General features: G+C 41.4%; 21 protein-coding genes and 2 pseudogenes. 17 read left to right on the plus strand and 6 right to left on the minus strand.

What is annotated here, in order from left to right:
- Window positions 1-189: 189 nt before the first annotated feature.
- From PSI22_RS19210 to PSI22_RS19230, 4 genes and pseudogenes are all read right to left on the minus strand, one after another.
- Window positions 190-348, minus strand: a pseudogene (locus PSI22_RS19210) (IS110 family transposase); the annotation flags it as partial.
- Between the two features lie 94 nt (window positions 349-442).
- Window positions 443-1432 (minus strand): hypothetical protein, encoded by a 990-nt coding sequence (locus PSI22_RS19215; RefSeq protein ID WP_273581149.1) that lies wholly within the window; start codon window positions 1430-1432, stop codon window positions 443-445.
- 351 nt (window positions 1433-1783) lie between these two features.
- On the minus strand, window positions 1784-2296 hold the full coding sequence (locus PSI22_RS19225) for a GNAT family N-acetyltransferase (protein ID WP_273581133.1): 513 nt from the start codon (window positions 2294-2296) through the stop codon (window positions 1784-1786).
- Complete coding sequence (locus PSI22_RS19230; RefSeq protein WP_038258618.1) at window positions 2274-2567, minus strand: type II toxin-antitoxin system TacA family antitoxin; 294 nt, start codon at window positions 2565-2567, stop codon at window positions 2274-2276. The genes PSI22_RS19225 and PSI22_RS19230 overlap by 23 nt, the downstream gene beginning before the upstream one ends.
- A gap of 444 nt (window positions 2568-3011) precedes the next feature.
- Here PSI22_RS19230 and catB point away from each other — a divergent pair, with 444 nt between their 5' ends.
- From catB to PSI22_RS19255, 5 genes are all read left to right on the plus strand, one after another.
- A complete protein-coding gene (gene catB / locus PSI22_RS19235) occupies window positions 3012-3638 on the plus strand; it encodes a type B chloramphenicol O-acetyltransferase (RefSeq protein WP_273581150.1) in 627 nt (208 codons plus the stop codon).
- Window positions 3639-4269: 631 nt separating this feature from the next.
- The gene (locus tag PSI22_RS19240) at window positions 4270-5367 is read left to right on the plus strand and encodes an ATP-grasp domain-containing protein (RefSeq protein WP_273581134.1); all 1098 of its coding nucleotides are present in this window, start codon (window positions 4270-4272) and stop codon (window positions 5365-5367) included.
- Window positions 5368-5377: 10 nt separating this feature from the next.
- Window positions 5378-6109 (plus strand): aspartate/glutamate racemase family protein, encoded by a 732-nt coding sequence (locus PSI22_RS19245; protein WP_273581135.1) that lies wholly within the window; start codon window positions 5378-5380, stop codon window positions 6107-6109.
- Window positions 6106-6960 (plus strand): hypothetical protein, encoded by an 855-nt coding sequence (locus PSI22_RS19250; RefSeq protein ID WP_273581136.1) that lies wholly within the window; start codon window positions 6106-6108, stop codon window positions 6958-6960. The genes PSI22_RS19245 and PSI22_RS19250 overlap by 4 nt, the downstream gene beginning before the upstream one ends.
- Entirely contained in the window at window positions 6957-7550 is a 594-nt protein-coding gene (locus PSI22_RS19255) for a hypothetical protein (RefSeq protein WP_273581137.1), read from the plus strand. Before PSI22_RS19250 ends, PSI22_RS19255 begins: the two co-directional genes overlap by 4 nt.
- Before the next feature lie 368 nt (window positions 7551-7918).
- Here PSI22_RS19255 and PSI22_RS19260 read toward each other — a convergent pair whose 3' ends face one another.
- Both PSI22_RS19260 and PSI22_RS19265 read right to left on the minus strand, forming a co-directional pair.
- Window positions 7919-8449, minus strand: coding sequence for a hypothetical protein (locus tag PSI22_RS19260; protein WP_273581138.1), 531 nt, complete (start codon window positions 8447-8449; stop codon window positions 7919-7921).
- A gap of 10 nt (window positions 8450-8459) precedes the next feature.
- On the minus strand, window positions 8460-9302 hold the full coding sequence (locus tag PSI22_RS19265; RefSeq protein ID WP_273581139.1) for a hypothetical protein: 843 nt from the start codon (window positions 9300-9302) through the stop codon (window positions 8460-8462).
- A 571-nt stretch (window positions 9303-9873) separates the two neighbouring features.
- Between PSI22_RS19265 and PSI22_RS19270 the strand changes: the two genes are divergently transcribed.
- The 12 genes and pseudogenes from PSI22_RS19270 to PSI22_RS19325 form a co-directional block, all read left to right on the plus strand.
- Window positions 9874-11808 carry a BglG family transcription antiterminator gene (locus PSI22_RS19270; RefSeq protein WP_273581140.1) on the plus strand — a complete coding sequence of 645 codons (1935 nt, stop codon included), beginning with the start codon at window positions 9874-9876 and terminating at the stop codon, window positions 11806-11808.
- A 274-nt stretch (window positions 11809-12082) separates the two neighbouring features.
- Window positions 12083-12421: a transcriptional antiterminator gene (locus PSI22_RS19275; RefSeq protein WP_273581141.1), complete on the plus strand. Its 339-nt coding sequence runs from the start codon at window positions 12083-12085 to the stop codon at window positions 12419-12421.
- Between the two features lie 30 nt (window positions 12422-12451).
- Entirely contained in the window at window positions 12452-12853 is a 402-nt protein-coding gene (locus PSI22_RS19280) for a glycine-rich SFCGS family protein (protein ID WP_273581142.1), read from the plus strand.
- Window positions 12837-13166 carry a DUF4312 family protein gene (locus tag PSI22_RS19285; RefSeq protein ID WP_273581143.1) on the plus strand — a complete coding sequence of 110 codons (330 nt, stop codon included), beginning with the start codon at window positions 12837-12839 and terminating at the stop codon, window positions 13164-13166. Before PSI22_RS19280 ends, PSI22_RS19285 begins: the two co-directional genes overlap by 17 nt.
- Window positions 13167-13181: 15 nt before the next feature.
- Window positions 13182-13973: a DUF4311 domain-containing protein gene (locus tag PSI22_RS19290; RefSeq protein ID WP_273581144.1), complete on the plus strand. Its 792-nt coding sequence runs from the start codon at window positions 13182-13184 to the stop codon at window positions 13971-13973.
- Between the two features lie 2 nt (window positions 13974-13975).
- A complete protein-coding gene (locus PSI22_RS19295) occupies window positions 13976-14626 on the plus strand; it encodes a DUF4310 family protein (protein ID WP_038197037.1) in 651 nt (216 codons plus the stop codon).
- Window positions 14627-14654: 28 nt separating this feature from the next.
- Window positions 14655-15809, plus strand: a complete 1155-nt coding sequence (locus PSI22_RS19300) for an amidohydrolase/deacetylase family metallohydrolase (RefSeq protein ID WP_273581145.1) — start codon at window positions 14655-14657, stop codon at window positions 15807-15809.
- The gene (locus PSI22_RS19305) at window positions 15793-16908 is read left to right on the plus strand and encodes a DgaE family pyridoxal phosphate-dependent ammonia lyase (protein WP_273581146.1); all 1116 of its coding nucleotides are present in this window, start codon (window positions 15793-15795) and stop codon (window positions 16906-16908) included. The genes PSI22_RS19300 and PSI22_RS19305 overlap by 17 nt, the downstream gene beginning before the upstream one ends.
- A gap of 515 nt (window positions 16909-17423) precedes the next feature.
- Window positions 17424-17552 (plus strand): annotated as a pseudogene (locus tag PSI22_RS19310) (Vgr-like protein); the annotation flags it as partial.
- Entirely contained in the window at window positions 17549-18364 is an 816-nt protein-coding gene (locus PSI22_RS19315) for a DUF4123 domain-containing protein (protein WP_273581147.1), read from the plus strand. The pseudogene PSI22_RS19310 and the gene PSI22_RS19315, both read left to right, overlap by 4 nt.
- Before the next feature lie 5 nt (window positions 18365-18369).
- Window positions 18370-19890 carry a hypothetical protein gene (locus PSI22_RS19320; RefSeq protein ID WP_273581148.1) on the plus strand — a complete coding sequence of 507 codons (1521 nt, stop codon included), beginning with the start codon at window positions 18370-18372 and terminating at the stop codon, window positions 19888-19890.
- 52 nt (window positions 19891-19942) lie between these two features.
- Window positions 19943-20232, plus strand: a 290-nt coding sequence (locus PSI22_RS19325) for a hypothetical protein (protein WP_370689050.1), incomplete at its 3' end; no start/stop codon positions are given.

The following is a 20232-nucleotide window of genomic DNA, read 5'->3' on the forward strand; positions in this document are numbered from 1 at the left end:
AATGACAATATCCCACCCACAGTTGATACGAAATTCCCCATATTGGGAAAAGTGTCGTCATCCTTTTACCTAAATATTACGTCGGTTGATAAAGATCTTTACATTTTCAACGCGCTTTCAGAGCCTCTTTTCTTGTGTAAACGATTTTAAATATCCCAGCCCCCAAGTAAAGGGGGCTGTTCGGAACGCTAAGCGCATAAGTAACTGAGTCAAATAGGGAGGAAGTTCATTCTCAGCCAATACCGTTGCAAGCCGTTTTATCACTGCCATGCTGATACCAAATTCCAGTAAAAATGCATGCATCTGGTTGGTGGTTTTGACCTTATCCCTGACCAATGACTCCCGTACCGGCCATCAACTCAATCATAAAACCACCCACCGTAAGCCGCCAATCTTGGATTGGCATCAGCATGCAAACGGTATGGAATAATCGGTCATATAATTATTTGTCTGTTTTTAAGATTTCACCACACAAATGCAACTCAGGTGATTTCGCTGGCATAATGACACCAATCCTGACAGGCAAAGAGCCGTCCTTCTTACACTGCTCCTTGATAAGTTTCCAGTACTTAGCTTCAGACTCCATATGGGTAATGACGGAATCAAAGGCACCTTCCGCTACCTCTATCTTTAACGCCTTTTCTTCTTCGTTGTCGGTAGGATTCGATTCAGGCTCCTTAGCCAGCTCTTCTTTCAGTTCGCCGAGACTATTTTTTAGCCCTTCAAAACTACAGACGGCATCCCGTGGGGTATAAAAGAATAGGCCACTAATGAAGATGGCTTCCATCACCTCATAGAAGGCGAAAGAGGTTTTCCCATAGATGAAACAACTACGACCAGCACTATTCACCCCCGAAATGTTTTCCTTCAGCAGTCCATCCTTTTGTGAGGATTCCAGCGTTTGCTTGTCGTGGAGGATTACAGGTAGGTTTTTAATTTCGTGAACATTTTCGCTAAGACTCCAGCGTTCTTTATCACCTTTGATGAAACCCGAAGCATCGCAGCTACTTTCTATCTCGAATTCATTAGTAGGAATTCGCTCACGATTTAAATAGACCGTAAAATCTTCACCTTCTTCTCTATCCTGACGCTGATAAGCGCGATAGATAGAGCTTCGACGGTCAATCCCGATCCACTCAAGATCCCATGTGGTAGGGTTAGATGGTTTTCTCACTTCATTAATGTAGGCTCCAACATCCCTGTCAAGATAGGCTGTTAACAGATCCTTCCACGGTTCTATCGCAAAGAAGATGTTTGCCAGTGTAGTCCCCTCTTCGACCATGACGGTGTGACGAAAAAAACGAAGGAGAAAGAAAGGGTCAGCATCAGCAATTGTTTTCTGGATTGACCGCAACGGAAGTGCGCTTGAATCATCATAATCTGACCTGAAACGCAGTATCGAGTCAGAACAAAAAATTAACGTGCCTTCCATCATTTCATTCTCCATTATCTATCTATGTGACTACTTACGGTTGTTCTGTTGTTAACAACCCACTCATCTCGGAAGTAACTTACAAAATCACTTCGCTGAACAGCTGCCTGCACCTGCTAACGATGAACCTATCCATTAAAGAGCCATTTCAATGAAATTTATTCTGACGGTGATTCCTTGTTTACTGAATGTGTCAGATCAAGCTTCAGAGAAAAATTTCAGGTTTGACATGGAATCGTCCGAAAAGTGCTTTGACATATTCTACAGTTAATGCACGTTGCCCTGAAAGGATCTGCTGGTGCAGGTGAAATTACTGAAGAATGAGGTGGGACCGCGGGCCCACCTGTTGAATTATGTCGCATCGATTTGCTCTATAATGTTCACAGCTGCATTCATAGGCATAAAGAGCCTGAATTTCATTTTTGGAAATTCCTGAAAACCCATGTTTATATAGAATTTTTTAGCGATATCGTGCTTAGCGTCAACGATAATCATTGGAGTAGGAATGGATTCTGACGATTCTATTGATTTTCGAATTGCATCTATCAACAAAATTTCGCCGAGTCCTTGGCGTTGAAATAATTTATTTATAGCTAATCGGCCAATAAGTGCGCAATACAAACTGGAAGGGTATTTTTTCGATATTTTTTCTGGTAGTTCGTCTAGTTCTACCGTGCACAGCGCTAGTGAATAATACCCCTTTATTTGAGATGCATTTTGATCACTTGTCAGGACGAATGTTCTTGATAAATCCTTTTTATCATGCTGCCCTGATACTGCTTTCAAATAGTTGTTTAATGCGAGTTCACCACAATCAAAATTATTTCTATCGTGTTTATTTTTATTTAGACGCTCGATCTTCATCTAACAAATCCTTATGTCTACGAGCAGCACGAAGGAAACGCTCATTTATCTGGGTAGGTTCTTCTAATGCATGCACAAATGCCACTGCATCCTCCTGACACAATTTAATGCGCATGTTTTGTTCAATCAGTCGTTTCGCCTCTGCTACAGCAGCATTTGCAATAAAACTATTCAAACTCGCATACCCAGATAATGATAGCGCCATTTCAAGCAACTCTTTAGTTTCTGAATTCACCCTAGTGGTGATTCTTTCATTTGATAATGTGGCCATAGTCAAAACTCCACCGCATTGCGGTTATTGGTTTAATATACGGTCTAATTTAACATTATTTTTAACATAAATCAATACATGTGCCAAAATGACATCACTAAATGAGAGAAAATGACATTACTATATTGGAGCTACACAGGCGATCATTACAACAGATGTTAAACAGGGCGGAATTCACCATAACTTCATAAGATGCCTTTTTTCAATCAATTAGCGGCTTTAAGCCCTCTTGTCTCAGATACGTGTTAGGAATTTAATAACTTCGTGTAATGAATCGTTACCATCTTAGGATCTCGTCACACGTTGCAAAAAGACCTTACGGGAGAAGTGGAGTCGGCTGGCAGAAATAGAACAGGGACGCAAACGACTGACATTCAGTCAGGACTTTATGCCGAAAAACTAATTATAATTTTCAAATTCGAATCAGATAACAGCAAGGGTTATATGGAAAACTACTTTGACAGCCCATTTAAGGGCAAAACCTTAGCGGAACAAGTCACTAATCCGAATATTCAGGTTGGTCGTTTCAGTTACTATTCCGGTTATTATCATGGTCACTCTTTTGATGACTGCGCCCGTTACCTGCATCCCGATCTGGTTGATGTTGATAAGTTGATCATCGGCAGCTTCTGCTCCATCGGCACTGGAGTCGCCTTTATGATGGCAGGCAATCAGGGGCATCGTTTGGATTGGGTTTCATCCTTCCCGTTTTTCTATATGTCGGAAGAACTGGCCTTTGCTGATGCTCAAAATGGCTACCAACCGATGGGAAATACCGTTATTGGCAATGACGTCTGGATGGGTGCCGAAGCGATTATCATGCCCAGCGTAAAAATTGGCGATGGCGCGGTTATCGGCACCCGCGCTCTTGTCACCAAGGATGTAGAACCTTACACCATTATTGGCGGCAATCCGGCGAAGGTGATCAGAAAACGCTTTTCGGATGAACAGATTGCGATGTTACTGGAAATGCAGTGGTGGAACTGGCCGCTGGAACAATTAAAAGCGGCGATGAAATTACTCACTTCAGCAGATATTGAAGGGTTATATCGGTGGTGGAAGAATCAGTAGTCGATGAATTAGATGGTAATTTATAAAGCTACGACCCCCCTTTAAAATAGGGGGTTGTCGTAATGTAATTAATAAATTTCAAATCTGGTTTTTTGTACCGCTTTTGTTACCTGACCCCAAAAGGGGTTATCGTAATTTCCTGCCCGTTCAATTCACAATCATTTATCATTTGAATAACGCCTTCTTTAACCTAGCCCATAAAGCCTGTGCACCTTCAGTCTCTTTATCATGAACAACAGTTTTACTCATATCAATAAAGGGATTACTGAATATTATAGCTTTATAACGATGATCGTCCTCACCATCCGGCAGATACCAATCAATCAGATAATTAGCCGTTTTAATAAGTTTACCAAAACACAATCATCTGTGTTTATTTAGGCTAGCCTAATGTCGACCTGAAAAACATCTTTTATAAAATCATGATGAAATTAATTAAACATAAAATATTATCTTATAAATATTCACCACTATAAATACTCATAGAAACAATTAATAATTATTTTTCTTTTTTCTTTTTTCTTTTTTTAAAATAAAGGACTAAAAGGTATTGCATTAAAATTAATAGTGTGCTTGAATTAATTTCAATGAATGAATTATATTTTTAAAAGATCAAAAAAAGGAAATATATATGATTTATTTTCCTAGCGACACAAAAACAACTATACCGTTATCGATCATTTTTGGTGGAATTTCCCCAGAACATCCAGCATCAGTTAGTTCTTTTGATAATCTTATAAAAAGTTTCAGAGAGCTTAATTTTGATAGAAATATTAATTCAATATACTTCTTCGATAAAGATGGTTCTGTCTTATACAACGCCTATACACCTTATATTTCTCCCGATGATTTTACTCATTCAGGAGATAAAATAGATTTATATACAGCAATCAAAAGGATGTCTAAACAAAACGAATTTCACATCAATCTTCTTCATGGTAATTTAGGTGAGGATGGACATATCCAAGGAGTTGCTAAGTATTTTAAAATTAAAGGAACATTTGGTAGTGTACTTCCTTCCTCGCTATCTATGAGTAAATACCATATGTCACACTATATTAATAGTTTATTACCCTCTTTAAGATCACCGAAAACATTACTCTTAACTGAAGATAATCTAGAAAAAGCATTTTCATTGATTAGCGATAATTTCCCTGAAGAAAAAATAGTTATAAAACCTAATTCATTAGGCGCTTCTTTATTTACAAATAAATATGTTAATCTGGAAAATGAAAAAAAATCAATATTGGATAATTTGAAAAATATTTTTGAATACGATAGATTTGCCTTGGTACAAGCTTTCATCAAAGGAAAAGAGTATTCTGTTGGTTGCATTCGAATAGAAGGGAAAGCAATAGCACTCAATGTTGTCGAAATAATCACAAAGAATAGTTTTTTCGGTCATGATGAAAAACATCGAATTAATAAAGCAGAAGAAATTCTTTTAATACAAGATTCAGAGATAACGAGAACACTAAAAGATTTATCTATTAAAATTTTTGAATCTACTGGATATGAATTTATGTGTCGATTTGACTTTATTGTTACCGAGTCTGAAGAAATATACTTTCTTGAATCAAATCCAATCCCGGGCATGATAAAAAATAGCATATTCCCTAAGATGTTAAAAGGACACAAATTATCAATACCTAGCTTGTTTATTCACCTATCATGTTCATCACAAAACATTTCTGAAAAAAAATCTATTTTTAACTACATTATCGAGTAAAGGTAAAAAAATGGAAAGAATAGGATTAATTGGCGGTGTCAGTTGGGCATCAACTATGGAATATTATAAACGTTTGAATATGGCTGTGCAGAATACTGGCAAAGATTTTGAATCTGCCGATCTGGCTATTATCAGCCTTAATTTTTCAAAAATACTTGCCGCCCAGAAGCGAAATGATAATGAGACTGAATTTAACATTCTCAGCAAAGCGGTTCATCAACTTGCACAAGCCGAAGTAAAAAAAATCCTTATTTGCTCTAATACAACCAGTAACACTTGCGATCGGCTTTCAAAACTGGTTAATATTCCAATTATCAATATTATTGATGCCACCGCAAATAAATTACTCAGCATGAAGGTTTCCAATGTTGGGTTAATTGGTACTCAATATGTTATGGAACGTGATTTTTATAAGAAACGACTTGAAGCTAAAGGAATAAACGTATTAATACCTAGATCCAGGACTCGGCAAGTCATACATGATTCTATTTATCAGGATCTATGTCGCTATGCACTCACTGACACATCCCGTGGAATAATGTATCGTGCTATTGATGAATTAGCTGAATTAGGCGCAGAAGCCGTCATACTCGGCTGTACAGAAATTCCTTTAGTTGTCAGTGATAGGGTGTATCAAAATTCAATAAAAATAATTGATTCTATCGATGCTCACATTGAAGCCGCATTGTCTCTAACACCGGAAAATAATAATACTTCGTCTATGTTAAGGCATCTCAATTGAACATAGCACAATATGGTGTTTTTTTGTTGATCATCGTACTAACGACTTTGCGAACCCTTGCCCTTAAAAAAGTTGCAGAACGTGTATCTCCAGAGAATACTGCTTTTATTATTGGCGCTGGCACGTTTTTAACGTGCCTTTCTCTACTTCCTGTCGCCATAACCACGGGCATCTCAACTCCATCTGATTTCCTTAACCTAACAGGGATATCTGCTGGATTGATGAAAGGGCTGCTTCTAGGCATAATGCTGATAGCACAACAAAATCTTATCAACAAAAGCCTTTCATCTGCCACTTATGTATTCCCTATATCTCTTGGGTTTATTGCACTCGTTGATATACTGATATTTGGTTCTAATCTTACCTTTGCCTCGATCCTCAGTATTAACCTTCTTTTTGTCGCCGGAATTCTTTTCACTATGATTGGTCATATTAAAAGCATGCATAGACGAAGTAAGCTTATGTTTTTCATTATGATATTCTGTGTAATCGGGTTTGCAATTATGGACCGAACAGGGATTCCCATGAGTGGTTGGTTTACCTATTTATTATTTACTGGCATAGGGAATATATTTGTTATTTTTTTCTATCAGAAAAATAAATTTTCTTTTGTTCCACTGAAATTTTGGCTTTCCATATCAATTATCTGGGTTTTACCAGAATTATTTTTTAACTATGCTATTGCCACTTATTTACCTGTCAGCTACGGATATCTAGCAATAACTCTCAGAATTCCTTTACTTATGCTAATTTCAGTGCTTGTCTATCGTGAAGGCAAACTCTCTGAACAAATGTTATTTTCCTTTGTTGCTGTTATCGCGATTTTACTTATGTTCATGGAGAGACTATGAAAGTCCCCTATTTTTCTCAGTGGGAATCATTCCATTTAGCCAATGACATTATTCACCATCAACTTCCACTTAGTCATGATCCGCTATGGGAACAATCCGGTGCAGATTCCCCAGAGGAATATGCGAAATGGGCAAATCATATCTGTGGTATGGCTTGTCTTAAAATGTTGCTTGTAGCTCGCTCAGGGAAAATTTACCCATTGCTGAAATTAACTAAAATGGCAACCGAGTACGGAGCATACCAGATAGAAGATGAGCATATAAAAGGAATGATTTATGCCCCTGTAGTTTCAATGTTATCGGAACAATTTGGGATTTTCTCTCAAGCAGTGACCGATATGGCGGCCGAAAAGATACATGAGGTTTTTACCCAAGATAGTTTATATATAGCTTCCGTTCATCCTAGTATCAGATGGCCAACACGATTACCTGAAAAAAAGGGCGGACATCTTGTACTGGTGACTAACGCTACACCCGAAGAAATCACTTTTCATAATCCTTCTGGTGCTAACACTCAAAGTCAAATTGATGTAAAAATGTCAGTAGATATTTTTGGCCGATTTTATGCCGAGCGTGGCATACTCATTTAGCTATTTAAGAATCGGTAGTTTCACAAAAAACTGGTGATTTTTAAAAAACCACAAGAATTCCATTCCGAGAGTTTAAGCGGTATTAGTCAATTTTCAACTAATATGGCTGTATCCATAGCGCATTTGGGGAAACAGCTATTTTGCATGCATAGCATGCTACTTCTTGGCTGTAATTCTGTAATTTCATTTTTCAGAATCAGGCCGAACTAGCTCAAAAAATCAGTCATAATCTTTTCAAGGAACACGAATATGTCTACTTCCAGAGTAACGATGTTGCATTTATTATACGAAACCGCACATTCAATAGGCATATATTGTTACCACCAATTTAAACACGAACTGCCCGCAGACTACGGGCAGTTGTGATATTACCTGACCCCAGAAGGTGTTATCGTAATTTTCTGCCCATTCAATTCACAATCATTCATCATTTGAATAACACCTTCTTTAGCCCATAAAGCCTGCGCACCTTCTGCTTCCTTATAAGGAACAACGGATTCACTCATATCAATAAAGGGTTTGCTGAATATAATGGTTTTATAACTATCATCGTCCTCACTATCCGGCAAATTCCAATTAATCAAATAATTAGCCGTTTTCCAAAAAACAATAATATTTTCACGCTCATCACGATCTTTTGCTTTATTCCATTTGTAACCAATCAAACAGTATTCATTATTCACATTTTGTAAATTAAACCGCTTAATAAGATAACTGAATGCAGGCAAATAGCCCTCTTTATAGCTCTTGATTTTTAGCGGCTTAAAATGACTATTTGGTTTTTCACTATATATCCCCCAACTGCCCTTCTTTTCCCAAGCCTTGAAGTCCAATTCATCTTGCTTAGAAAAAACAGTTAAAGAGAAAAAAATAACACATAGACCAATTAAATATTTCATATATAATCTCTTATTTAAGATAACTATCAGATAGCTTATAAAAATCTTGTCCTTGCAATGAAAATAGCTTGATAAAATTTGAGCCAGGAGAATCAGTACTTTTCGTTCTCCATGCAATAACCTCTGTATTGGAGATTTTATTACTTTTGGCTATATCAACAGCATTTTTAATTAATCGTCGATAAGCTAAAAAATTTGAATTACTACCTTCGTTTGCAGCTACGATCATACCGTTAATTCTATCTTGTATATCAGATTTAATATTGGGATATTGACTAAAACCTTCTATTGTCCGTGCTCCTGAGATTAATCCAATTAATTTATTCCCCTGCCTGGGTACATCAAGCTCATGTGCTTTAGGAGACCGGACTCTGTTCAATAGAACATCATGCATATGTTGCATAACATCTTTAGCTTTTTTTTCATCATATTTTATTCCCGGTGTCTCAGGCGTTGTCGTTTCCGCTAAAAGCACCATTAAAATCGCTTTCTGCTCGGCAGTTAAGTCCGTTGGAATCGATATTTTGGATAAGACATGAATGGTTAATGGTGGAAAACAGTCCTCAGCGACGCCTTCTGCAAAATAGGAACAGTAATCTATATCAGTATCCACCGCTCTAACCACGCTGACTCCCATATTCAGAGCTGTTATTTGCAAGGTTTGCTCTCTAAACAGATAATTATCACGTTGAAAAATGGACACAAGCGTATTATTCGAATGAAATTTAAGATGTCTTTTGGTATTACTATTCAAACCATCGATCTTTAATGTAAGCATATTCCCTTTCGTAAGATAGAATACGGTTTCATTAAGTAAAGACTTGTTATTCCGACTGATAATAAATCTAGACATAATTAATTATCCTTTTGATTTTGTTGAAATCCGTTATTGAAAAAAACACCATGCCATAATAAAAAATATTTTATTGATAAATCAACCCCCTGTCCAGTAAGAGACATCTTATTTTTGATTATTACGTGGGTATCATTTAATAACTATAGAAATAATAATACTATTAATGAATAACATTATTATTAACTTATGGTAAAATTAATATGCAAAATAAATAATCATCCTCATTATTTATTACAGTAAAATATCCGCAGAATTTTGCTCCACCAGCGCATTTCATCAGCTGATATAGTGTAATCAGCAAGACTGACGATAGAGAATGCACGATCTCAATAATTATTTTTCCCATATCGTCAGGCAAAAATGTGCCCGTCATTTTCCTTGCTGCGGTTTTAATGCCATAAGCAATATTCGTACAACTTTCCTCTGTCGCAGGTTCACAGACATGAAAATGTCAGCCTGTTTTTCCACTGAGATCACTCAAAAAGGCTAATCAATTTCTTACCCGCCTGATAGGGTAATGGGTTTATTCAACGAAGAAATCGCTCGAAGTTACACCGAATAATAATAAATGAAAGGTATCCCCGTGGCCTTGTTCCCTTATCCGCGTCTAGCCCACCTTTTTGAGGTGATCCACACAGAAAGATTGCCGCAGGCTGAACTGGCAAAACGCTTTGGTGTTTCCAGTCGCACCATTCGCACGGATATCACGGAACTGAACAACGCCCTACGTCATTACGGCGCTCAGATCCTCTATAAACGGGGAAACGGATATTCTCTCAGCATTGAGGATCACACCTTATTCGCCTCCCTGCCAAAACAAAAGCAAATGATCCAGACGATCCCCCGCACAGCCAGCGATCGGGTGGATGCGTTGCTGTTGAAATTGCTGCTGGCTACTCAGCCAGTCAAACTGGATGATATTGCAGAAGCCTGGTCTATCAGCCGAGGAACGTTGCAACATGATATGGGCGTGGTACGTGAAATTGTCAGTAAATATCCCCTGCAACTGACCAGTATTCCCCGTCTGGGAACCCGACTGACCGGCAATGAACGTATTATCCGATCCTGTCTGACAGACACACTATTACGCCGATTTTCGCTCGAAGTCGAACCGTCACTCAGCCAATTCAGGACAGATATTCTGGCGGATATCGACCTGACTTATATCGAAACAATCCTGCAAAACAGCCTGACTCGATTCGGTATCCGCCTGAACAACGAAGGCCGCCAATATCTGATATTTAACTGTGCCGTTTCCATTCTCAGAATTACCCGCCGCCATGAGCTGACACAAGGTGTCGTCCATGAATGGGACAACGCAATACAAAATGTGGCATATGAAATCTCACAAAGTTTGATCTGCGTGTTAGGCAACGAAATATCTGACTCAGAAGCCGATTATCTCGCGGGGCAAATTGCCGCACAGAGAATTCCCCAACACGATAATCCCACCCCGCATACACCCAAAAGCCATCAATGGGTAGACGAGATCCTCAACGATATCAATACGTCCTATAACTATGATTTACGCCATGACAGCAAGCTGAGAAGCGATCTCACAACACATTTAACGGTGTTAATCAGCCGATTGCAGCAGCAAATCAGCACCAAAAACCCGCTACTGACGGATATCAAGCAACATTATCCTTTCGCCTATGAAGTCACGGTAAGCGCGCTGACCCGTATCGAAGATCAACTTCCCTTCGTCATCAGTGAAGATGAACTGGGGTATCTGGCAGTGCATATCGGCGTTGGGCTGGAGCGTCATTACGGGGGTTCGACGCATGTTCTGGTCGTCACCGATTCAGGCAATGCCACGCGGCGGATGATTGAGGCCAAAATTGCCCGTGAATTTCCGCAGCTCAAGATCCAGCGCGTACTGCCACTCCATGAATACAACGCTTTGGACTATGTGGAAGAAAATTTCGTCATTACCACTTTGCGTCTGTCAGAGAAAAATAAACCCATCGTCAAAATCGCTCCCTTCCCCACGGCTTATCAATTAGAGCAGATAGGACGGCTGGCAATGATGGAACAAACCCGTCCCTATATTTTGGAGCGTTTCTTCGACGAGCGTTATTTTATGGTGATCAAGGAAGATATCACGCAGGAAATCCTGTTTAAAACCCTGTGCAGGAAATTGCGGGCAGGCGGCTATGTCAGAGAGGATTTCTGTCCCTCGTTGATTGAACGGGAAGCCATTGTTTCTACGTTATTGGGGGAGAATATTGCTCTGCCACATTCATTGGGATTGCTGGCTCTCAAAACGGTCGTCGTCACGGTTCTGGCGCCCAAAGGTATCGAATGGAGCAAAGAAACGAAGGAGCGGGCGAATGTCATTTTCCTGCTCGCCATCAGCAAACAGGATTATGAAGAAGCGATGGCAATTTATGATCTGTTTGTCACGTTTGTCAGGGAAAAAGCCACTAAACGGCTATTACGCAGCCGGAATTTCCATGATTTTCAGATCATCGCCAAAGACAGCCTTGGGCGCTCGATCTAATCTCACGTCTTTCCTGTCAGCAAAAATCAACGAGAAATCTCTGGCTATAATGTGACCACATTCTCAGGTTGAGAAAATCATGGCGCCTTCGTTTTTATGCAAAAATCCCACAAGATAGCGCAACAACACCTCATTTTTGGTTGATTTCCACTTCGAAGCGGAAATTAGCCTGCTCCAAAGCTACAAGTAAAATCGATAAGGTCATTTCACCGTATTACGCCCGATGGCGGGAAACTCGACGATGTGTCGTGATCGATTTGACTGGAAAAATTTTATGCTTAAACCCCCCATGCGTTTCAATATGGCGAAAGGCAACCTTGATCCCGAAGCGGTCAGCCAAAGATTACTGGCACTTATTCAGCAGTGGCTGGAAGCTGCGGGGGCTTATACCACGCAAGTACAACAGCAGATGCTGACCACCCATATCAGGGCAATGGTGATGAGAGCCAAAACAGGAGAACCTTTGCCGGAAGTGGATAACTCGCTGTTTGACGAAGTTTCACCGGAATCTATCGCATTGGCGGCACAAGTCGTCGAAACGCTGCCCGGACTGGCCGTTGAAGAGGCTTATCTGCTATCCGTGCATTTTGAAGTCGCGCGTTCCAACCCTTAATCCTCACTCAGCACACAGGAGACAAAACCCATGACATCAACCAAAATTGTTAAAAAACAAATCATTGTGGTGATCGGTGACCGTTTGGGCAAAGGGAAAAACGTCGCGGCGGGTGTCGAAGCAGCAGGCGGGAAAGCGATTGTTATTCCGGGCGTCGCGGCAGATATGAAACTGGGTGATGTGATGCATCACGAACAGGCAGATATCGGCATCTCTTTTTGCGGCAGTGGCGGAGCGGGGGCAATTACCGCACAAAACAAATATGGCTACCCAGTACGTCACGGTATGCGCTCCATAGAAGAGGGAGAAACCGCTATCCACGAAGGTTGTACGGTGCTCGGATTTGGTTTTATGGATAAAGCGGAGTTGGGCGAGCGCCTGGTTCGCGCTTTAATCAAAAAACAGGCGGCCAACCATGAAAGAGTTGATTGAAACATCGGTTCGAGTCAGCGGCTCCGGCGATACCAAACAGAAAGCCATCGCCGATGCCCTGAATGCCGTACAGCGCACGGTACTGCAAGGAACGTCTCACATCATCCTACGCATCGAACCGAAAGACGTTGCCATCGTCAGCGCCATCAGCAAGGTCACGACGGAGAAGTTCCTGTTCTTTTTCCTGCCCCGTCAGCGTGAACACTATTCCGTCGTGCTGGATGTTTTCGTCAATGTCTCTTTTCTGGATGTGCGAGCTATCCATTTCAGACAATCCACGTCAAACCATCACAATCATGCCGACAGAAAATGATCTGGAGAAAAACTTATGGGTGCTACCGCGTCTTTTATTGAAATACTCGGCATGTCGCTGGTGATCGGCGGCCTGTGCGGTTTCGGCCTCGGTGCCGGAGCGGCACGCATGTTCCATGCGCCAACCGTACAGGGCATGGGCGCTTTTCGCACGTTAGGCGAACTGAACGCCTGCGAAGGCGATCCTGCCTCTCACTTCTCCTTCGGCCTCGGTTTCTTCTTTAATGCGTGGGCGTCGTCCGTTGCAGCGGGGGCGTTCACACAAGATGTCGATCACCGCATCATTCCCAATTGGGGCGCAGCCGCCTTGATGATCAAAAATCGCAACGTCGCAGAAACCCTGCACAACCCGAAAAAAATGGCCATCGCCTGCGGGATTATCGGGGCGTTGCTGGTCGCGTTCCTGAACACCACAGCCTCTGCCGTTCCCGCTGCCTTGCAGACCACCGCCACCAACGTGCTGGTGCCTGCCGCCAATTTGCTGGTCAATACCGTGATGCCCGTCTTGTTCTGGCTGGCCGCAATAGATGCCGGCCGCCGTTCCGGTTTTTGGGCCACATTGTTCGGCGGCTGCGCGCAACTGATTATGGGCAACGCCATTCCGGGGCTGGTATTGGGCATTCTGATCGGCAAGGGCGTGGATGACAGTGGTTGGAATAAAATCACCCGTACCATGTTGGTCGCCGTTGTTTTGCTGTTCGCCCTCAGCGGCTTCTTCCGTGAATTCGATCTTAAACTGCTGACCTCTTTCATGCTGGATGCACCGGGCTGGCTGCAACATATCCATCAACTGATAAGAGGTAAATAATCATGAATACTGAACTGAACAAGCCTGATTTCTGGTACGCAGAATGGTCATTCCCGCTGTTTGTCGGCCTGCTGTCAGCCGGGATTTTCGCCGGTACGCATATGTATGTGGTGTATGGATTCGGGGCATTCAATGAAGTGGCCTTCGTCGCCATGCTGCGCTCCGGCATTGATACTGGCGCTTATGGCGCGGTGGCGGCATTTGGTGCCAGTTTCCTGTTCGCCCGTATCGTCGAAGGATCACTGGTCGGGATCCTGGATATCGGCGGTGCCCTGCAAACCGGGATTGGTCTGGGTGTTCCCGCCCTGCTGCTGGCCGGTGGGTTTGATTTTCTGGTGACCCACTTCTGGGCGGCGCTGATCACCGGCATGTTACTCGGCGTTGGCGTCGGTCTGCTGATCATCCTCGCCCGCAAATTCACCGTTGCACAGGGAAATTCCACCTTTGGCGCAGATGTCATGATGGGCGCAGGCAATGCTTCCGGCCGTTTCCTCGGCCCCTTAATTATTCTGGCTGCAATGACAGCTTCTATTCCGATTGGCGTTGGTTCACTGATTGGCGCACTGCTGTTTTATGTGTGGAAAAAACCGGTCGCAGGCGGGGCAATTCTGGGCGCCATGATACTCGGCTATTTTTTCCCTGTGACAGCGTAATCATGCCCATAGCAAAAGGACAGGTATCATGTATGACTTAATCATTAAACAGGGGAAACTGATCAACGGAGCTATCATTGATATCGTGATCAACGATGGCCGGATTGCCGCCATTGGCCCCTTGGCGGCGACAGGATTATCGGCCATCAGGTATATTGATCTTCATGGTCATTACTTTGTCAGTGCCGGCTGGATTGATGCCCACACTCACTGTTATCCGCAATCGCCTCTCTATTTTGATGAACCCGATTTGATTGGGGCAGCCAGTGGTGTCACGACGGTGGTCGATGCGGGCAGCGCAGGAGCGGATGATATCGACCATTTTCATTCCGTGGCGCGCAGGGTGAAGACTCATGTCTACGCTTTCCTGAATATCGCCCGCACAGGCATACGGAGCCAGAACGAACTGGCAGACTTAACCAAAATCGACGCTTCCCGCCTGCAAGATGCTGTCAGACGTCACGCTGGATTTGTCATCGGTCTGAAAGCCCGCATGAGCAAAAGCGTGGTGGGTGAAAATGGCCTCCAACCGCTCATCCAAGCTAAAGCTCTCCATTCTAAACTCAGACAAAAGACCAATGGCCTGCCGCTGATGGTGCATATTGGCAATCCACCGCCCAATCTGGCGGAGATTGCCGATCTGCTGACCCAAGGCGATATCATAACCCACTGCTTTAACGGCAAGCCTAACCGTATCCTCGATGATAAAGGTAATCTGAAACCTGCCATTCAGCGGGCACTGTCACGCGGCGTTGTTCTGGATGTAGGGCATGGTACGGAGAGTTTCAGCTTCACCGTGGCTGAACAAGCCATAAGGTTCGGCGCTTATCCCCATATGATCAGTTCCGATATTTACCAAAAAAACCGCGTCGGTGGGCCGGTTTATAGCCTCGCCAGCGTGATGACCAAATTCCTCACGCTGGGCGTTCCGCCCGAACAAATTCTTAACTGCGTAACCGCCAACCCTGCGGATTTACTTCATCTGCCACGCAAAGGTCGGCTGGAGCGTGGTCTTGACGGCGATATCACGATTTTTGAATTGAAAAACCAACGTATTGAACTGTTCGATGCGGAAGGACAGGTCAGGATTGGCACGCAACAATTTATCCCAATAGCGGCCATTATTGCGGGTACGCATATTGTGGTTGTGGAAAGGAGCACAGTCGATGAAATCTCTCTATGAAAAATATCAATTGCGGCCAGTGATAAACGCGGCGGGACGCATGACCGCACTGGGCGTTTCAACGCCCCGCTCTGATGTGATTGAGCAGGTCGCTACTGGGCTAAATCATTACTTTGAGATGGCCGATTTAGTCGATAAAACCGGTGATTACATCGCCAGATTGCTGGGCGTAGACAGCGCAATCATTGTCTCCTGTGCTTCAGCGGGGATCGCCCAATCGATAGCTGCCGTGATTGTCAAAGATGATGATGATTTGCTGCTTAATCTGCATCGTTCAGAGAAGCCAGTGCCCCGTGAAATCATTCTTCCCAAAGGGCATAACGTCAACTTCGGCGCTCCCGTTGACACCATGATTACGCTGGGTGGCGGTAAAGTCATTGAAGCGGGTTTTGCCAACGAATGCAGCGCAACACAGCTCGCCGCCAAAATCACGCCACAAACCGCCGCCATTCTCTATATCAAATCACACCATACCGTACAGAAAAGCATGCTGACCGTAGCCGAAGCTGCCCGCATTGCACAGGAGCACCAGCTTCCCCTGATAGTGGATGCCGCCGCCGAGGAAGATTTAACGCTCTATTACCAGCTGGGAGCCGATCTGGTGATTTACAGCGGTGCCAAAGCGATTGAAGGCCCCACCAGTGGATTGGTGATCGGCAAACAGCCCTATGTGAATTGGGTCAAGCGGCAAAGTCACGGCATCGGACGCGCCATGAAAATCGGCAAAGAAGGCATCCTTGGCCTGACACTAGCCATTGAGCGCTATATCACCGACACAAAAGAGTCTGGCGCGGACATGGTAGCAAAAATGACACCTTTTATTGACAGACTGAACCGCATCAAAGGCGTGTCGGCCAACGTGGTATGGGACAGCGCAGGGCGCGATATCGCCCGTGCTGAGATAACTTTTGACGAACAGATGATTGGCAAAAATACCTTCGACATTCTGGCACAACTCCGGCAGGGAAAAACAGCGATCTATTTGCGGGAATACCAAGCCAATGAGGGAAAAGTAGAGGCGGATATCCGCAGCGTTACAGAAGTACAACTTAATACGATTGCATCAGAAATAAGAAGGTTAATAATGGGAGGAAAATAATACTGGGCAATGCATGCACGGTATTACATCACCGGAAATAATAGAAGGCTGCTGATTGCCCCTGTCACGGCAGCCTCTTCAATAGGAGTTAAATTATGCTTTTAATAATGAATTTAAAAGATATAAATATATAAATATATAAATATATAAATATATAAATATATAAATATATAAATATATATAATTTAAAATCATTAACATTAAAACACCAATTGTCAATTAAAAAATACCTTTAATAAAAATTAATTAATGTTTTAAATATTATATATTTATCTTTATTTTAATTTTTATTTTTAATAAATATCAAAATAAATAGATATTTTTAGCAGAAAATAATCAATTGCGAACGGATTATAATTTCGGCCACTCATACTTGGAAACCCATTAATAACTGTGTTACCCTCGGTTAGTATTCAATAAATACATTCATTTAAATGATAGCATTCTAATTATCAATATATTTGACTTTATGCCAGTATATTAGGAGGGAGAAAGTGAACAGGGTAATGAATACCATCAATCTGAACTCCGGCGGTAGCCCCGGCGATTTACTTGCCCCTGCCAATCCCGCCATCCTGCTTGCAGCCGCTAGCGAAGGTTCAATGTTCGTCGCCCACTGTCCTATGAAGGAAAACAAGGAATGAGTCAGGAAATTCTCTACGCCATTATTGATGGAGCGACCGAACCAAATCTGTTTTCGATGCTGGAACGCTACGATCCGCCTTCCACCTGCCTTTATGGTGAGCCATTACAGCCTGAGCTGGTTGAAATCGCCCCTTACCTGGTTCAGGTCGATGAAAAAGTCAAAATCTGGCTGGAATGCCGTTCAACGCCGTGGGGGATTTTCCTGCACAGTGGCGAGGATTTGAAGACCGTGCGCCAGCATTTGCGGAAATACCTGCAAGTCCTGCTTCCCCAACAGGAAAAACCGGTGTTTTTCCGCTTTTATGATCCGCGCAATATCTGGAATTTTCTGGGTGTTCTGAATGATTGGGAAGTGCATTGTTTTTTGGGGCCGATTAATAAGATAACCACAAACTACCAAGATGAGTGTAGGGAGGATAATTTTTTAGAAGCTAGAAAAAAATACCCTGATAATGCCAAAGGTAGATATAAAATTTTCAAAATTAGCGAAAAACAGTATGAGCTGATAGAAATAAAGCAAAAAGAGAAATACTTACAAAAACTCAACTCGATTTTATTATCTGAACTGGCAGAAATACGCAAAAGTATAAGCATTAACAACTCAATGACATTTTTGACTTTCTTCTATAATTATCTTCTTTCTGAAGAAATTACTCATACCCGTTCTATGGAGGGAATACTTAAGAAAATCATCAGAGATGATGATTTTGATATTGACCATTTCAATGAGTCACTGCTGTCGGTTCTTGTCAATGATGGAACTCCCGGCTGGTATAGAGCCAATAAGTTTATTTATGATATTGAGGAATAATAGAAATGGATACTGTTGTTGGAACTAACGCGGGAAAGGCTTGTGCAACTTGTGACACACCGCCATCCTGCACACATAAATATGAAATAAAAGGCGAAGAAGGAACACATATCAGCTTTCCTAAAGAACACAAAATTTTTGAAGTAGTTAACATTATTTCAGAGCATAGGGAATATACACTTACCTCGGAATTGACTCCAGTTAAGTGTATTAGTGAAAAACCTGATTGTCCTAGTACTCATATTTATTCACAAGATAATAAAGCGCATTTTGAGTTAACGCCTAAAAATAAAAAGCAAACATATACTATCAAGAACAATGCGGTGCTACCTGAAATAGATATTTGGGATAAAATTAGAAATTTATTTACTTCATGGGATGATAGTATAGAAAAAACCACATATTATTCACAGACTACTGATTGCTCAGGATTGGTTCAAAGCTCACAAATCAATGTCTATCCGAAATATTCATTGTCTGCTTCGATAGAGCTTGGTGTTGGAAGCAATGCTAAGGACTATAACCAAGCAAGCCGTTCAGATTATACAAGAGAAGAATTTGAACAACTAAAGAAAGAGTTAAAAGTTGAAAAGTGGAGTGAAATAGGGAAATATATTCATGCGAGAAAATATAAATTAGATGTTGGTTATAAAACTCAATTCTTTGATGAAGAAATCCCATATGAATTTACTCTTTATGAAAAAAACAAAAACGTATGGAACCATAAAAACTCCATAACACAAAAACTAAGAAGATCAGTAGAAAATATGGGAAACCATCTCCTTAAGAAAGCAGGAGGATCTTTTGGTATCAAAGAAGTGTCATTAAATGGACCAAACATTTCTATCAAAGGAAAAAAAGAATTTGTTATCATTAATTCACATCCTGATTTTGAATATAACTGGAGACTCTCTCTTGCACCGTTACTAGGAGTAAAAATAACTCTTGATATTATTAATGTCATACTCGCCATTATAGGTTCACCAAAGGCTGGAAGCTATTGGCAAGAGTTCAGAGAAGAAATGGAAAATCAAATAAATAAACTTGAGGATCACGAAAATAAACTCGCAGCAGGAGGGATTTGTTATTTTGACCTTGTCATAACCGGAAATCTATTAAATGCAAGTGGTAACTTAATCAGGAAAGAACAAAAAACTCAATTGATAGGAAAATTTGGGAGCAGCTTAAAGTTAGAAATAAAAGGTGGAGTAATAGCTGGTGCTAGATTTTTTTTCGTTGAAGGATTATTTTCTGCCTATGGTGGAGCAGAAGCGGAAATTTCAACCGACCTCATATGTGATGCTTCAGGACTGGCAATTTGCTTTGCTCATGAAGCAGTAAAACTTGTTGGCAAAGTGCAATTTAAAGCCGGATATTCAAGAGAAAATGATAATAACTCTATTAGCCAGTCAAGAGAAAAAGGAGCAAATAAAAAAAACACGCCTATTAATATATCCTTAATCGATACTGAATTAATTATTTCCGAGGGAGATAAAAGTGAACCGATTTATTTGTTTGAATTTTAATAAATTTGTTTTTGTTTTTGTTTTTGTTTTTGTTTTTATAAAAGGAAATGCTATGGCACAAGAAATAACCACCACTGATTACAGATTGGAAATTGAACTAAAGAAATGTGCAATTGAAATATCAATTAACGATCTGGAAATATTTTCTTATTATGGCAATGGCCCAATCAATACATTCATAGGAGTAGGTGAATATTTAAAATCAAAAGATAATAAAATTAAATTTTCCGTATGGCCGTCAAATAATCCTAAAGATATTTTTGATACAAACTCGCTTTGTGGACTTACATTAAAAGCAAGAAATAGGTTTGAAGATAAAAATCATTCCCCATTTATAACAAT

Source organism: Xenorhabdus aichiensis (assembly GCF_028598775.1).
Lineage (GTDB): Bacteria > Pseudomonadota > Gammaproteobacteria > Enterobacterales > Enterobacteriaceae > Xenorhabdus > Xenorhabdus bovienii.